Raw genomic sequence first — 15,102 nt, forward strand, 5'->3', positions numbered from 1 at the left:
GTAATAAAACTACAATAGAGTGCCCTATATGCCGCTACATCTATCAACCGCGTGTCGCCACTGCGATGGCCAATGGCGCTTTTTGATAGGGTACCCAAGTCAACAACACCTTTTACTCCCGATTCGCGAGGTTTGATATGGCCACTTCATCATCACCGCTCAACCCAACGGTTGCCAAGGTCACGCAACGTATCCGCGAGCGCTCTGCCGAGCGGCGTGCCCTGTATGAACAGCGCATGGCTGACCAGCACCGCCAGGGGGTTCATCGTGGCAGCCTTTCCTGCGGCAACCTGGCCCATGGCTTTGCCGCCTGTGGCAGCGAAGATAAAAATGCACTCAAGCTGATGAACAGCGCCAACCTGGGGATCATATCGTCCTACAACGATATGCTGTCGGCCCACCAACCGTTTGAAACCTTCCCGCAAACCATCAAGGCGGCCGCCAGCGCCATGGGATCGACTGCCCAGTTTGCCGGTGGCGTACCTGCCATGTGTGATGGGGTCACCCAGGGCCAGCCAGGGATGGAACTTTCACTGTTTTCCCGCGATGTGATTGCCATGGCCGCCGCCGTTGGGCTTTCTCACAACATGTTTGACGCCGCCCTATATCTGGGTGTCTGCGACAAGATCATCCCGGGGCTGTTTATTGCCGCCGCGCGATTCGGCCACCTACCCGCCATGTTCGTTCCTGCCGGCCCCATGCCCAGTGGCTTGCCCAACAAAGAAAAAGCGCGCATCCGTCAGCTGTACGCAGAAGGCAAGGCCAGCCGTGAAGACCTGCTGGAAGCCGAGTCGGCCTCTTACCACAGCCCGGGCACCTGCACCTTTTACGGCACCGCCAACTCCAACCAGTTGATGATGGAAGTCATGGGGCTTCACCTGCCGGGTACCTCCTTTGTGAACCCCGGTACAGAAATGCGTGAAGCCCTCACCCGCTTCGCCACCGAACAGACCATTCGCAACACGGAACCCGGTGGCGACTATCGCCCCTTCTACCAGCAGATTGATGAGCGCGCCATCGTCAATGCCGTGGTCGGCCTGCTGGCCTCAGGGGGGTCTACCAACCACACCCTGCACCTGATCGCCATGGCCGCAGCGGCGGGTATCACCCTGACCTGGGACGACTTCACCGACCTGTCTGCCGTTACTCCCAGCCTGATGCAGGTTTACCCCAACGGCCAGGCGGATATCAACCACTTCCAGGCCGCTGGTGGCATGAGCTACCTGTTCCGCGAGCTACTCGGTGCTGGCTTGCTGCATGGTGACATTCCGACCGTATTCGGCACCGACCTGACCGCCTATACCCGGGAACCCTTCCTGGAAGATGGCAAAGTGGTATGGCACGAAGGCCCTGACAACAGCCTGGATGAAGACGTGCTGCGCCCGGTCGCCCGGCCCTTTGCCCCGACAGGCGGCCTGACGGTGATGAAAGGCAACCTGGGTCGAGGCGTGATCAAAGTATCGGCAGTGGCTGAAGAACACCGCATCGTTGAAGCGCCGGTCAAGATCTTTGAAGACCAGAACGAGCTTAAAGGCGCGTTCGAAGCAGGAGAGCTGGATCGTGATGTGATTGCGGTCGTACGTTTTCAGGGCCCCAAGGCCAACGGCATGCCTGAACTACACAAGCTGACGCCCTTCCTGGGGGTTCTGCAGGATCGCGGCCACAAGGTGGCCTTGGTGACCGACGGACGGATGTCCGGTGCCTCCGGGAAGGTACCCGCCGCCATTCACATCAGCCCGGAGGCACTTGACGGCGGCCCTCTGGCCAAACTGCGCGATGGCGATGTGGTACGCTTGGACGCCAACAGCGGCACGCTGGAAGCCAAGGTCGATGCGGCCACCTGGCAGGCTCGGGAGTGTGTGGTCGGCAACCTGGATCACTACCACGTCGGCCTGGGCCGCGAACTGTTTGGCGGCTTCCGTCATCTGGCCATGCGCGGTGAAGAAGGTGCTGGCGTTTTCGGTGGCTTTGAAGCCGATGACCTGGCCCGTCAGGAGGGTCAGATTTTTGGAGAGGATGCTTGATGCGACCCGCACTGATTGGCGACATCGGCGGTACCAATGCGCGCTTTGCGTTGGTAGCGCCTGGGGAGATGGCGCCCCAAGAGGTTCTCAACCTGCCCTGCGCCGACTACCCGGGCGTTATTGAGGCGATTGAGGATTACCTGAGCCGAGTAGGTATCAGTGCCGCCGAGGCGCCCCGGGAAGCCTGCCTGGCATTTGCCTGCCCGGTTCACGCCGAGCGGGTCAAGATGACCAATAACCACTGGGATTTCATGAAACGCGACGTTCAGCAGGCGTTGAACCTGTCGCTGTTCAAGGTGATCAACGATTTTACCGCCCAGGCGCTGGGCGTTCCCCATGTGGATGCCGAACATCTGGTCGAAGTGCAAGCGGGAACCGCTCTGCCCCACTCGTCCCGGCTGATTATTGGCCCTGGCACGGGGCTTGGCGTGGCCGGTGTTTTTCCCGGCCAGCATGCCTGGATTCCCTTGCCGACGGAAGGTGGCCACGTCACCTTTGCGCCAACTGACAGCACCGAACGCGCCCTGCTGGACATCTTTCTGACTCGCCACTCGCGGGTCAGCGTCGAACGCATCCTATGCGGCCAGGGCCTGCTTGAGCTGTATCAGGCTCACTGTCTTCTGGAAGATCAGATGCCCAGCTGTCAGTCACCCGCTGACGTCACCCAGGCAGCCAACCACGGCGACCCGCTTGCCAGCGCAACGGTGCTGCGCTTTTTGAAGATTCTGGGGGATGTGTGCGGTGATGCCACTCTCACCATGGGCGCGCGAGGCGGTGTCTACCTGTGCGGGGGCATTCTGCCCCGCCTGCTGGACTGGCTACCCCGGTCAGAACTGCGCCAGAGCTTTGCCAACAAAGGCCGCATGGGCGCTTACAACGCCGATATTCCGGTATCCGTTGTCACTCACCCGTGGACGGGGTTACTCGGTGCTGCCGAAGCGCTGCATAACGAAGAAGTCTTTTAACTGACAAGGAATATTTATGACAGCCCCAACCTTTAATGTCCCCTTTGTCTTGGGCATGATGCGCCTGCATGAAGCCAAAGCAATGCATCAGGCAAGCCACCTCGCCAACTGGATTGAAGCGCGCATCGAACAGGGGCTGAAGTGGTTTGATCACGCTGACATTTACGGCAATGGTGCCTGCGAAACGCTATTTGGCCAGGCGTTGCGTGCCCGCCCGGCGCTTGCCCAGCAGCTTCACGTGGTCAGCAAGGCCAGTATCGCCAACGACAACCCAACGCCAGATTCCGGCAAGGTTAAACACTACAATGCCAGCCCGGCTTATCTGAGTAAGGCGATTGATGAGGCGCTGCAACGGCTCAATGTTGAGTGTATTGACCACTTTCTGATCCATCGCCCGGATCTGTTAATGAACGCAGAAGCCACTGGACGCGCCCTTGATGACGCGATTACAGCAGGCAAGATTGGCGCAGCAGGCACTTCCAACCATTTGCCCAGCCAGTGGCGCAGGCTGCAAAACGCCATGCACCAGCCGCTGCGTGCTAATCAGATCGAGCTTTCCATTCAACACAATGCGCCGCTGTTTGACGGCAGCTTTGATGATATGTGCGCAGACGGCCACGCGCCCATGGCATGGTCGCCACTGGCCGGCGGCGCCCTGCTGGAAGGCGAGGTGGGCAAGGTTCTCAAGCGGATAGCCCGCGAGCAAGACAGTTCGCCTAATGCGCTGGCGCTGGCCTGGCTACGCACTCTGCCAAATCGTCCTGTTCCCGTGGTGGGCAGCGTGAAACCGGAACGTATTGCCGATATGCTGAATGGGCCGGAGTCGCTTTCCAGAGATACCTGGTATGAGCTACTCGAAGCTGCACGCGGCCACTGCGTCGCATAACAACTGATCAATCTCTGTAATGACCAGGAGAAATTTATGACGCCGGTGATTGCCTTTGGTGAAGCCCTGGTAGACATGTTGTCCAGCCGCTTGGGTGATGACACTGGGCAGGAAACTTTCACCCCTTATGCCGGAGGCGCCCCTGCCAACGTGGCAGTTGCCTGCGCGCGCCTGGGAGTGCCCAGCCAGTTTTTAGGCATGGTAGGCGATGATCGTTTTGGCCATTTTCTGGTCAGCGAACTGGCCGCTCATGGGGTGAATACCCAGGGTATGGTGCTGACCAACGAAGCGCGCACGGCGCTGGCGTTTGTTTCCCGGGATGCCAGCGGCGAGCGTACCTTTGATTTTTATCGCCCACCGGCCGCCGACCTGCTTTATCGCCTGGAGCATTTGCCCCACGGCGTTTTCGAGCAGCCAGCGATTGTCCATCTGTGCAGCAACAGCCTGACTGACCCAGAGATTGCCGATACCACCCTGGCCATTGCCAACATGGCCAAACGCGCCGGCTGTCTTGTCAGCGTGGACGCCAACCTGCGCCATAACCTGTGGGCCGATGGATCAGCTGATGCATGGCGAGTGACTGAGCTTGTGGATAGCGCCGAACTCGTCAAGGTATCCCTGGAAGAACTGGATTATCTGCGCGGCGACCACCCTCAGGATACCTGGCTCGCTGAACGCCTGGCAGCAGGCGTCAAGGTCATCGTGATCACCGATGGGCCCAACCAGGTAACGCTTAAAGGCATTGGCCTGGATCACACCTTCACGCCACCCCCGGTAACGGCGGTTGATACCACCGCTGGCGGCGATGCCTTTATTGGTGGCCTGCTGGCGGAACTATCCCGCCACGGTATTGATGACAACTGGCATAAGGCAAGCGCCTTTCTTGCCCAGGCAGTGGAAGTTGCCTGTCGCTGCGGTGCATTTGCCGTCACCCGCCCAGGCGCCTATGCGGCCCTGCCGACCCATGCCGATATCGAAGCCCTTCGCAACACTTGATCATCACCTCGGCGACTGCACTGACAGCCGCCGACGTATCAAGATCCCTTGACGATTCACCTTGAACCTTACTGGGTGGCTGCGAAATTCTCGGCTGCTGCTTCCAGTACCGCTCTGGCCGATTCGGCTTCTTCAAACCCAAGCCCTTCCATACCGCCATCAGGCCCTTTGTAGTTAGCGAACCAAAGGTCAATGATCTGGCTGACGCCAGGGAACTCGCTGTCCAACTGCGCCATGCTTTCAACATGAGCAAACGGAGAATCCTGAGTAAGCACCGCAATCAGCTTGTCATCCTGCTCACCGTCATCAAGCATTTTTAGAACGCCAATCACGCTGACATCGACAACCTCACCCCGTGGAACGGCCTGCCCCAGCACAATCACGTCGAGCGGATCACCATCGCCGCCCAACTCTTTTGGCAACGCCGTACCGGGAATAGCGCCGTAATTGCCGGGGTATCCCAAGTAGTTCACTACCCGTGGCTCACCGTTTTTATATTCCCAATACAACGCTTTCGGGTCGTCTTTGCTCACCTCCCACTTCGCAGATGTTCCCGTTGGAATCTCAACGATAGCGTTAACAGAGCCATCTGCATTAATGGCGTCCAGAGACATCAAATCTTCATTGCCAACAATCGTGTAGGCGTCTTTGACATTCATACTCTGCGCATGCGGCGTCGTTTCAGAAAATGCCAACCCGCCCAATGGCTGCGCCTGAACCGAAGACGCTAAAAGCGCCATGCACGTCATACCTGTGAGTACTAATGGATGTTTCATGCTGCTCTCCTCTGATGGTTCAGAAAAGATTAACAACGAGAAATGACGAGCGAATGACAGTGTTAAGTTTATCCAGTCATCCATCCTGAAACAGGCAGATTGCCAGATAGATATTGAGCACTCGGTATCATAACCGATGTGCCGATTCGTGGCGGGTTACCGAACGGCTGTCTAGCCCGAATTTCTCATAGGGTATAAAAGAAAGCGGCTGAAAATGTTAAAGTTTCAGGACCTTACACCAAAAACCAACATCAACAGCCGCTTCCAAAATGGTACCTGAAAAACTGACCTTCTCGCCACTCTCACGCCGCCAGATTGAAGCCGATTTCTCCGGTGGCCACATTACCTCCGATGCTGGGTTGCTTCTGCTTCGTGAAATCGACAAACAACATCGCCTGACGCGCCGTTTGGCATCGGTACTGCATGATCCTCGGGCACCGGAGCAGATTCGCCACAAACTCGACACCCTGGTTCGTCAGCGGGTGTTCGGTGTCGCCGCTGGCTACGAAGATTTTAACGACCATGAAGCCCTGCGCTATGATCAGGCCCTTCAGACGGCACTGGATGAAAATGAGGTGCTGGCGGGCAAGTCAACGCTGTCCCGGATAGAGCAGAACGCTGATCGACAAGCGATAGTGAAGGCCCATGAGCTACTCTGGCATCACTTCATCGAGCAGCATGACGAACCACCCAAAGAGATTGTGCTGGACTTTGATGGCACTGATATTCCCGTGCATGGCGACCAACCCGGCAAGTTCTTTAACCGCTATTACAATCACCATTGCTACTTCCCACTGTATGTCTTCTGTGGCCACCATCTGCTGGTGAGCTATCTGCGCACCAGTGACCGCAGCGACAGCCGCCACAGCTGGGCCATCCTCGCCCTACTTGTCCGCTTTATCCGTCAATACTGGCCCGACACCCGCATTGTATTACGCGGCGATAGCCATTTTTGTCGCCCCCGGATGCTGAACTGGTGCGATCGGCATCACGTCGACTACATCGTGGGTATTGGCAAGAACAGTCGGCTGCTCAAGGAAGTGGACGTTCCCATGATGCTGGTACGCAAGACCCAGTGGCAGGTAGGAGGGAAAGTGGCAGAGACGTTCCGCTTCCAATATCAAGCGCACTCTTGGAAGTACCCGCGCTGGGTGGTGGCCCGCCTGGAAGAAGGCGAGCTTGGCTCCAATCCCCGGTTTATCGTCAGTTCCCGTTACGACGATGGCTTCAAGCTTTACTACGAGCAGTACTGTGCTCGGGGCGACATGGAGAACCGAATCAAGGATCAACAACTGAGCTTGTTTGCTGACCGCACGTCCAGCACGCACTGGTGGGCTAATCAATGGCGGCTGATCTTATCAGGCTTTGCCTATACGCTGTTCGAGCGGTTACGGGCTTACCTGAAGAACACGCCCTTCGCACGCATGAGCCCAAGTAGCCTCAGGCTCAAACTCATCAAGGTGGGCGCGGTTATCATCCGCAATACGCGCCGAGTCCGAGTACTCATGAGTGACAGCTATCCCTATAAAACGGCGCTATCCGATCTCGTCAGACAGTTGGTGCCGAACTGAATGCTCGGGCGCCCCCGGCCCGATGCAATGGGGGGAAGGGGGAAGTGTGCCTGAATGACGGAAAATGGTTAAAAAGTAGGCTATTTAAGCCGTGCCAATAGGTGTTTAGCGGCACGACATCCTGAGTGCGGTGCTGGCTGAGGTGCTATGAGAAATCCGGGCTAGCGCAAACCAGCGCGTTGGTACGATTGTGGAGATCGCAAAGAAACCTTGCCAAGGAGAATATTAAATTCATTAGCTGTTATCTATCAACTCAATCTCATCGAGCCAGTCTTTAGATTGCCCATATATAATATGTTCTGCCAATTCAATTTCAATTTTCAAAGAATCAACAGCTTCTTTCAATGCATTAGCATTACCATGTAAATTTCTCAGCGCCGACTTCAATGCCAAATATATTGTTGATTCGCCATATTCTTCACAAGCTATTTCCCATGCAGGTCGTGGTATATCGCCCCACTCATTGCGCATCATACAAAGATCAAAAATGTCTTTTCTATGATTTTCATACCTGTCAGCATTGGCAGTTAATTTCGTTGCAAAACAACCGACTCTACTGACGCAAGCGATTGGAAATATCGGATTATTTTCCTCTGGCAAGAGTCGGGAATTGCTGAAATTTATTATTTCAAGTTTGATTGGCTGTGCTGAACCGACAAGAATAGCTCTTATAGCATCTCTGTCAGCGCGTATTTCCCGGTCAGCATATCGCTCTAGCTCACAGCCCTGCTTTAAAAGCTGCCCAAAACTAATACTATTAACTGATGAACGAGCAGCACGATAAGCATTTTGACCAATACAAAAGAGGTCTATATCGACAGATTCTCGAAACTCATTCAGTTCAATGGATATACGCGTTCCTCCACCAAAAAGTATATTATTCTGGCGAAGAAAATCAGGGTCAAAACAATGGAGTAGTTCATCAATTTTCTGGTGATGAGGGCGATTAAATCTCATGCTACCAACATTTTCCCATGCCCATACTCATCTGTCAGTTGCTTAACTAGAGCTCGCTCGCGTCTAGTCAGGCTATGCTGATCGACAAAGCGCCATCTTTCCTCATAGGCACGAAAAGCTACTTCAGGATCAACGAAAAGCTCCGCACGATCCCATAAGATCATATCCAGCTCTGGAAAGTCATGTCGGTTTAATTTTTCCATTTTATGAACCCTCCATGCTGCTGACGCTAATATAAATATTATCTTTCATCTTAGCGCCAAAGCGTCAAAGCGTCAAAGCGCTCACGGCCTTCTACCTCTGCCTTTCACAAGAAGCTTTTCAGTTTCTGTTTATCACCGTCATTCAGCCCCACCAAAATACCCACTCGATAGCACCACACCTGGCGCACCACAAAAAAGCCCGAACATGTCACCATGCCCGGGCGAAAGACTTGCACACACGACCCGTAATTAGTGCGGCAAGCCAGGAGAATCGTTCAACAGAGTGCTCGTTCGTGCCGATTCAACGTCTACGTATTAATGATGGAAACGCTCAGCCGCCTGACGCGCCAGCTCACGGATGCCGTCCCAGTCTTCCGCTTCAATCAACGCCTTGGGCGTCAACCATGAGCCACCGACGCACATCACGTTGGGCAGGTTGAGATAGTCGGCTGCATTGTCGACGGTAATGCCGCCCGTGGGGCAAAAACGCGCGCCAGGAATCGGCGCACCGAACGCCTTTAGCGCCTTGGCGCCACCGCTGGATTCTGCCGGGAAGAATTTGAAGCGGCGGTAGCCATACTGCCAGCCGGTCATCAGCTCTGAGATCGTCGATACACCGGGCAGCATGGGCACCGGGCTCTCCACTCCATAGCGGTAGAGCGCTTCGGTAGCACCGGGGGTGACGACAAAATCGGCTTCAACCTGCTCGGCCTGGCGGTACTGTGCCGGGGTCAGCACTGTGCCCACCCCAATGCTGGCGCTGGGCAGTGCTTCGCGCATGCGCTTGACGGCTTCAAGGGCACAGTCGGTGCGCAGGGTGACTTCAAGTACCGGCAAGCCCCCTTCCACCAGCGCCCGCCCCAAGGGTACGGCGTCTTCCAGGCGATCAATGGTCAATACCGGGATCACTTCTGCTTTCAGGCAGATGCTGTCCAGCTCGGCGGTGCGGGTCGAGGGAAGCTGCTTATCGATTGTCATGGATGATACTCCTGAAATTTTGTGGCTCGCCATCAAGGGGCCCAGTAAATAGCCAGAGGGCTGGCCAGAAAAGCGCGAATAGGCAATTGGCGTACATCATCGCCCTGCATGGCCTGGGCCAGCACATTGCGTTTATCGTCACCGCTGATGTGCAGGAAATGGCGTTGTGCCTGATGTAACTGCCCGGCTGAAAAGGTGATACGCGGCTGAGGCTGGCTGGGCGTACGCACCGCCACCAGAGGTTCTTCAGTGGTCAGCGCCAGATCCAGCTCCAGGCTATCGGGGAACAGCGATGCGGTATGGCCATCACCGCCCATGCCCAGAATCACCACGCTGGCAGGCCAGGCCAGCCGGGCGGCTTGAGCCGCCACTTCGGCAACACCCTGCTCCGGGGTGCCTGCCGAGGTGGTCAAGGGTAAAAAGTGCGCTGCACTGGCGGGCCCTTGCAACAGGTGCTGGCGTACCAGTCGGGCATTGCTGTCGTCGCTTTGCTCGTCAACCCAGCGTTCATCCGCCAGGGTGATATCAATGCGCTCCCAGGCAAGCGGCTTGGCGGCCAGGGCCTGAAAAAAGGGCACTGGCGTTGAGCCACCAGATACTACCAGGAGTGCGCGTTCGCGCTGTTTCAGGTCGCTGGAAAGCGCTTCTGCCACGGCTTCCGCCAGCTGAGTGGCCAGGTGTTTGCGTGCTTCGCTCATGTTAATAATCCTCGTACCAGCTGCGGCCATCCTGGGTAATCATGGCAATGGAGGCGACTGGCCCCCATGACCCGGCAGGATAGCGACGCGGTGGGGTATCACGGTTCTGCCAGCCTTCAATCAGCTGGTCACACCAGCGCCAGGCATATTCCACTTCATCCCGGCGCACAAACAGATACTGTTGCCCTTTCATTACCTCCAGCAACAGGCGTTCGTAGGCGTCCGGAATACGCGACTTGGGAAAGGCGCTGTTAAAATCCAGGTGTAAGGGGCCAGGGCGCAAACGCATGCCTTTATGCAGGCCGCTATCTTTGGTCAACACCTGCAGGGCAATGCCTTCTTCCGGTTGCAGGCGGATGATCAGCTTGTTGGCGGCAATGCCGCGCTGATCCGGATCAAAGATATAGTGGGGCTGCTGGCGAAAGTGAATCACGATCTGGGAAAGCTTTTCCGGCATCCGCTTGCCGGTGCGCAGATAGAAAGACACCCCGGCCCAGCGCCAGTTGGACACTTCGGTTTTCATGGCCACAAAGGTTTCCGTCTGGCTCTGGGTATTGGCGTCATCTTCCTCAAGATAGCCGGGCACCGGCTGGCCATCCGTGGTACCGGCAATATACTGGCCGCGCACCACATCACGACCCAGGGCATCGCCGGTAAATGGCTTGAGCGCCTTGAGTACCTTGACCTTTTCATCACGAATGGCATCAGCGTCCAGATTGGAGGGCGGATCCATAGCGATCAGACAAAGCAGCTGCAGGAGATGGTTCTGCACCATGTCACGCAGCTGACCGGCGTCATCAAAATAGCCCCAGCGCCCTTCTATACCGACTTTTTCCGCGACCGTGATTTCCACATGGGAAATATGGTTCTGGTTCCACTGGGTACCGAACAAGGGGTTGGCAAAACGCAGCGCAATCAGGTTCTGAACCGTTTCCTTACCCAGGTAGTGGTCGATACGGTAGATCCGCGATTCTGGAAACACGGCACCAATCGCATCATTGATCTGCTGGGAGGAAACCAGGTCAGAGCCAATCGGCTTTTCGACAATCACCCGGGTTTCATCATCCAGGCTGCCGCTGGCCTGCAGGTTATGGCAGATATCGCCGTAAATCTTGGCACCCACTGACAGATAGACCACCATGGGGCGCGGTGCCCCTTCCCGCCAGGCCTTGATGGTTTCAAAACCTTTGGCAGAAGTGAAATCCAGCTGACGATAATCCAGTCGGCCAAGAAAACGCTTGAGGCTGACCTTATCCTGCTCATCGGCTTTCAGGCGTTTATACAGAGCGGCTTCAACCTCCTGACGAAACGTCGCCGCATCATGCTCCTGACGCGCCAACCCCATGATGCGGGTGCTTTCCGGCATTAGACCTTCACGGTCAAGATGATAAAGTGCCGGAAACAGCTTGCGTAACGCCAGATCGCCCAGCGCACCAAACAGGGCAAGATCAATGGCATGGTTCGGGTCACCCAAAGGGGATGTTGACGCATCACGGGACTGGCTCATGATCGCTCCTTGGTTGAGGGTCAGTTTGGCAGAAATCAACCAAACAGGCTTTATTTTAGTTGGATTAGTAAAAATATAACCAATAAACGCCATAAAAAGCAATTTAATATGTAATTTTACTACATTTAAATCATTCCTGGCGATGACTATCACGCTACATCAATCCTGCCCCCAAGGGCAGTTGCCTCCAGGCCTGAATAATAGCGCATACAAAAAAGCCCGCGTGGACGCGGGCAAACCATCAGCGAAACAGTTCTTGATCTATCTACCAGCAAGGAAACTCTAGAGTGGAAACAGCGATTAGAACCAGACTTCTGTCTGGACGCCGAAGCTCCACTGGCCACCGGTGTAGCCCTCATCACCAAAGGCATCGCTGCTGTCGTAGCCGTTAAGCTCGGCGTCCCAATCGGTGTAGGAAGCAAACAGGCGAATTTCAGGGCGCTTCCAGAAACCGCCTACATCCGGCTTGAAGGTTGGCGCTACGGTCAGCTTACCGAAATTACCGCTGACGGCGTTGCCATCACCGCGGTCCAGATCCATGTACTGGTAGCTGCCTTCATACTGCATTTCAAAGTTCTGGGTAATCTCATTGGCCAGACGCAGGTTGAAGGTTGCCCAGTCGAAACGATCGCCTTTATTGAGTCGATCTTCGCTGGTTTCCGCCAGCACGGAAGGCGCCGCCCGCCAGTTGGGTGCCACATAGGTGGTGCCATACAGGGCCAGGCGCGTTGAGGTTGCGTCTTCAGTCAGCTCACCGTTGCTTCCAAGCCCTTTGACTTCAGCACCCAAACCCTGGCCATGCAGTACTGCGGCCTTGAAGTTGCCTTCACTGCCAAAGAAGTTATCGCCGTGGTAGGCCACCATGGTGTGCCAGCCACTATCAGCCGCCTGCTGACCTGCACCGATATCACGCTCGTCGTTATCGGCTGCCGACATGGCGTTGACCATCACCTGAACATCACCAAAATAGTTGTTCGAGGTCAGCACCAGGTTATCGGTATCGCTGTTCTCGCCGTCCAGGCCAGGGTTTTCGCGGTTGACGACTGGGTAGTCACTAAAACTGCGGCCATACAGCGAGAAGCTGGATTTCCAGTTATCCGCGAACTGCATATCGTAGATACCGGCACCGGTACCGGCCAGGAAGACCACGTCGCTGTCCAGCCAGTGAATGTCAAAGTTGTTGCGGTCAAAGCGCTTGCCTGCCCAGATAGAGGCATTTTCAAACGCACCGGTAAAGCTGGGCAGATCGCTGAATTCGGCATACACCTGACGCACGTTCAGGTTGGTATCATCGCCCACCCAGTCGTTGCTGGAGTTTGTACCGTGGGCCAGCATGGTGGTGTAACGCGCCTTGGCGCCGTTATCAAAGCGCATGCGGTAGTTCAGAATCGCTTCTGAATAGGTGTCCGGCTCATTGCCCAGACGCCCAACGGCACCACCCAGGCTGCCCGCTGGTGTCACGTAGGGTCCGCCATTGATGCTCTTGCCATCTTCACCAAGCAGCAACCCTGAGCGGGCGTAAACATTGAAAGAGAAACCTTCTTCACCACTTGCCTGACGCTCAACGGCGGCCAGACGCTCTTCAACCTCCTGACTGGCCGCCGCAGGCGCACTGGAAGCGGGGGCACTTTCCAGGTTCTGCTCGGCAATCTCGGCGCGCCGTTCGGCGTCAGCAGCGCGCTGCTCAGCTGAGGCAATACGTGCTTCAAGCTCCGCAAGACGTTCTTCAATACTGGTATTGGCCGTCGCCACGCCGCTCAGGCCAAAAGAGGCGGCAGCGATGGCAACGGCAAGCGGCGTCTTGAACGTCATTCTAGACATGGCGATAGAAATGGTTTTGGGCGTTATTGTTTGCATGATTCGACAACCTTGTTGAAGTCGTGGCCGAAGTGGCGTTCTCTTCGATCAACACATTATTATTTATTTAAATTTTCTGAACGGCAGCAGGATCAATTCGTTTGGATTGACCCGCTAAGACCCGCCGCCAAAACTTAATCGATTAAGTGCCTTAAAACCAAGTCACGAATGCAAAATATCGACCAATGTCTAATGATAAATCGCTAAAATGTCATACGGACGCAACACATACTACAAAAGTCTATATTGAATTTACCTACCTGAAACAGCTAACTTAACGATGCTGTATCTTAATCGTTTAAGTTGTACTGCAATATTGATGTTAATGACGTTTTTTACGCTTAAATGAGCACGCCACTGTTACCCCAGAGCCCATGAGCGTCGACAACAACAATCAGAGAGGAATGCACCAATGAAAAAGACCCTAATCTCCACCGCGATCGCACTTGCCAGTGCCACTGGTGCTGTTAGCCAGGCACAGGCAGCGGATCTGACCATTTCCTGTGGTGCAGTCGGTGCTGAGCTGACACTTTGCCAGGAAGGCGTTGCTGCATGGGAAGACAAGACTGGCCATGAGGTCGATATTGTTTCAACGCCGAATTCTTCAACTGAGCGTTTATCGCTGTATCAGCAGATTCTTTCAGCCAACTCCAGCGATATCGACGTCATGCAGATCGACGTTGTCTGGCCTGGCCTGCTCGCCAACCATCTGCTCGATCTCAACGAAGCTCTGGGTGAAGATGTCGCCGACGGCCACTTCGAGACCATTGTCACCAATAACACCATTGACGACCGTCTGGTGGCCATGCCCTGGTTCACCGACGCGGGGGTTCTCTACTACCGCAAGGATCTGCTCGAAAAACACGGCTTTGAAGCGCCTGACACCTGGCAGGAACTGACCGAGACCGCCAAGACCATCCAGGAAGCCGAACGCGGAGAAGGCAATGACCGCATGCAGGGGTTTGTCTTCCAGGGTCGCGCCTATGAAGGCCTGACCGTCAACGCCCTTGAATGGGTAGCAAGCCACGGCGGCGGTAACATCGTTGAAGCGGATGGTGAGATCACCATCAACAATGAAAACGCCGCTGAAGCTCTGGATCTCGCCGCCTCCTGGATTGGTGATATCTCTCCCAATGGGGTGCTCAACTACACCGAAGAAGAAGCCCGCGGTGTGTTTCAGGGTGGCAATGCCGTCTTTATGCGCAACTGGCCCTATGCCTGGTCACTGGCCCAGAGCGAAGACAGCGATGTGCGCGACAAGGTGGGCGTTATCCAGTTGCCCGCCGGAGGTGAAGACGGCCAGAGCGCTGCAGGCTTGGGCGGTTGGAACCTGGCGGTTTCCCGCTACAGCGAGAATCCGGAACTGGCCGCTGATCTGGTGGCCTACCTGACCGGCAGGGAAGAGCAGAAACGCCGTGCTATCGAGGCGTCCTACAACCCCACCATTGATGCGCTTTATCAGGATGAAGAAGTACTGGAAGCGGTGCCCTTCTTCGGCACTCTGTACGACACCTTCACCAATGCAGTAGCCCGCCCCTCTGCGCCCACCGGTGACGCCTATGGCCGGGTGAGCAATGCCTTCTTCAGCGCCTCCCACGATGTCTTGTCCGGCAACATGACCGGCGCCGAAGCGGTAGAGAAGCTGGAGAGTGACCTGAGCCGCCTGAAGCGTCGTAACTGGTAA

13 protein-coding genes are annotated in these 15,102 nt (G+C 55.7%); 6 read left to right on the plus strand and 7 right to left on the minus strand.

Annotated features, from left to right (window positions below; translation table 11 throughout):
• Positions 1 to 137: 137 nt before the first annotated feature.
• The 4 genes from edd to OR573_09350 are packed head-to-tail and all read left to right on the plus strand — an operon-like array spanning position 138 to position 4,871.
• A complete protein-coding gene (gene edd / locus OR573_09335; GenBank protein ID XGA78725.1) occupies positions 138 to 2,024 on the plus strand; it encodes a phosphogluconate dehydratase in 1,887 nt (628 codons plus the stop codon).
• Positions 2,024 to 2,989 (plus strand): glucokinase, encoded by a 966-nt coding sequence (gene glk / locus OR573_09340; GenBank protein XGA78726.1) that lies wholly within the window; start codon positions 2,024 to 2,026, stop codon positions 2,987 to 2,989. The genes edd and glk overlap by 1 nt, the downstream gene beginning before the upstream one ends.
• A 16-nt stretch (positions 2,990 to 3,005) precedes the next feature.
• Complete coding sequence (locus OR573_09345; protein ID XGA78727.1) at positions 3,006 to 3,875, plus strand: aldo/keto reductase; 870 nt, start codon at positions 3,006 to 3,008, stop codon at positions 3,873 to 3,875.
• 36 nt (positions 3,876 to 3,911) lie between these two features.
• On the plus strand, positions 3,912 to 4,871 hold the full coding sequence (locus OR573_09350; protein ID XGA78728.1) for a carbohydrate kinase: 960 nt from the start codon (positions 3,912 to 3,914) through the stop codon (positions 4,869 to 4,871).
• 68 nt (positions 4,872 to 4,939) lie between these two features.
• Here the strand turns inward: OR573_09350 and OR573_09355 are convergent, their stop codons facing one another.
• Positions 4,940 to 5,647 (minus strand): inorganic diphosphatase, encoded by a 708-nt coding sequence (locus tag OR573_09355; protein ID XGA78729.1) that lies wholly within the window; start codon positions 5,645 to 5,647, stop codon positions 4,940 to 4,942.
• A gap of 269 nt (positions 5,648 to 5,916) precedes the next feature.
• Here OR573_09355 and OR573_09360 point away from each other — a divergent pair, with 269 nt between their 5' ends.
• On the plus strand, positions 5,917 to 7,218 hold the full coding sequence (locus OR573_09360) for an IS1380 family transposase (GenBank protein ID XGA78730.1): 1,302 nt from the start codon (positions 5,917 to 5,919) through the stop codon (positions 7,216 to 7,218).
• 234 nt (positions 7,219 to 7,452) lie between these two features.
• Here OR573_09360 and OR573_09365 read toward each other — a convergent pair whose 3' ends face one another.
• The 6 genes from OR573_09365 to OR573_09390 form a co-directional block, all read right to left on the minus strand.
• A complete protein-coding gene (locus tag OR573_09365) occupies positions 7,453 to 8,175 on the minus strand; it encodes a nucleotidyl transferase AbiEii/AbiGii toxin family protein (protein XGA78731.1) in 723 nt (240 codons plus the stop codon).
• Positions 8,172 to 8,378 carry a hypothetical protein gene (locus OR573_09370; GenBank protein XGA78732.1) on the minus strand — a complete coding sequence of 69 codons (207 nt, stop codon included), beginning with the start codon at positions 8,376 to 8,378 and terminating at the stop codon, positions 8,172 to 8,174. The genes OR573_09365 and OR573_09370 overlap by 4 nt, the downstream gene beginning before the upstream one ends.
• Before the next feature lie 315 nt (positions 8,379 to 8,693).
• On the minus strand, positions 8,694 to 9,356 hold the full coding sequence (locus tag OR573_09375) for a bifunctional 4-hydroxy-2-oxoglutarate aldolase/2-dehydro-3-deoxy-phosphogluconate aldolase (protein XGA78733.1): 663 nt from the start codon (positions 9,354 to 9,356) through the stop codon (positions 8,694 to 8,696).
• A 32-nt stretch (positions 9,357 to 9,388) separates the two neighbouring features.
• Complete coding sequence (gene pgl / locus OR573_09380; protein ID XGA78734.1) at positions 9,389 to 10,054, minus strand: 6-phosphogluconolactonase; 666 nt, start codon at positions 10,052 to 10,054, stop codon at positions 9,389 to 9,391.
• Position 10,055: 1 nt separating this feature from the next.
• Positions 10,056 to 11,561, minus strand: coding sequence for a glucose-6-phosphate dehydrogenase (gene zwf, locus OR573_09385; GenBank protein ID XGA78735.1), 1,506 nt, complete (start codon positions 11,559 to 11,561; stop codon positions 10,056 to 10,058).
• Between the two features lie 300 nt (positions 11,562 to 11,861).
• Positions 11,862 to 13,382: a carbohydrate porin gene (locus OR573_09390; GenBank protein XGA81710.1), complete on the minus strand. Its 1,521-nt coding sequence runs from the start codon at positions 13,380 to 13,382 to the stop codon at positions 11,862 to 11,864.
• Between the two features lie 448 nt (positions 13,383 to 13,830).
• Here OR573_09390 and OR573_09395 point away from each other — a divergent pair, with 448 nt between their 5' ends.
• Entirely contained in the window at positions 13,831 to 15,102 is a 1,272-nt protein-coding gene (locus OR573_09395; GenBank protein ID XGA78736.1) for an ABC transporter substrate-binding protein, read from the plus strand.

The sequence above is a fragment of the Halomonas sp. CH40 genome (genome assembly GCA_041875495.1).
In the GTDB taxonomy this organism is placed as follows: Bacteria; Pseudomonadota; Gammaproteobacteria; order Pseudomonadales; family Halomonadaceae; genus Vreelandella.

Coding starts and splice junctions, on each gene's coding strand:
- edd (XGA78725.1), top strand. CDS start 138: ATGGCCACTTCATCATCACCGCTCAACCCAACGGTTGCCAAGGTCACG.
- glk (XGA78726.1), top strand. CDS start 2,024: ATGCGACCCGCACTGATTGGCGACATCGGCGGTACCAATGCGCGCTTT.
- OR573_09345 (XGA78727.1), top strand. CDS start 3,006: ATGACAGCCCCAACCTTTAATGTCCCCTTTGTCTTGGGCATGATGCGC.
- OR573_09350 (XGA78728.1), top strand. CDS start 3,912: ATGACGCCGGTGATTGCCTTTGGTGAAGCCCTGGTAGACATGTTGTCC.
- OR573_09355 (XGA78729.1), bottom strand. CDS start 5,647: ATGAAACATCCATTAGTACTCACAGGTATGACGTGCATGGCGCTTTTA.
- OR573_09360 (XGA78730.1), top strand. CDS start 5,917: ATGGTACCTGAAAAACTGACCTTCTCGCCACTCTCACGCCGCCAGATT.
- OR573_09365 (XGA78731.1), bottom strand. CDS start 8,175: ATGAGATTTAATCGCCCTCATCACCAGAAAATTGATGAACTACTCCAT.
- OR573_09370 (XGA78732.1), bottom strand. CDS start 8,378: ATGGAAAAATTAAACCGACATGACTTTCCAGAGCTGGATATGATCTTA.
- OR573_09375 (XGA78733.1), bottom strand. CDS start 9,356: ATGACAATCGATAAGCAGCTTCCCTCGACCCGCACCGCCGAGCTGGAC.
- pgl (XGA78734.1), bottom strand. CDS start 10,054: ATGAGCGAAGCACGCAAACACCTGGCCACTCAGCTGGCGGAAGCCGTG.
- zwf (XGA78735.1), bottom strand. CDS start 11,561: ATGAGCCAGTCCCGTGATGCGTCAACATCCCCTTTGGGTGACCCGAAC.
- OR573_09390 (XGA81710.1), bottom strand. CDS start 13,382: ATGTCTAGAATGACGTTCAAGACGCCGCTTGCCGTTGCCATCGCTGCC.
- OR573_09395 (XGA78736.1), top strand. CDS start 13,831: ATGAAAAAGACCCTAATCTCCACCGCGATCGCACTTGCCAGTGCCACT.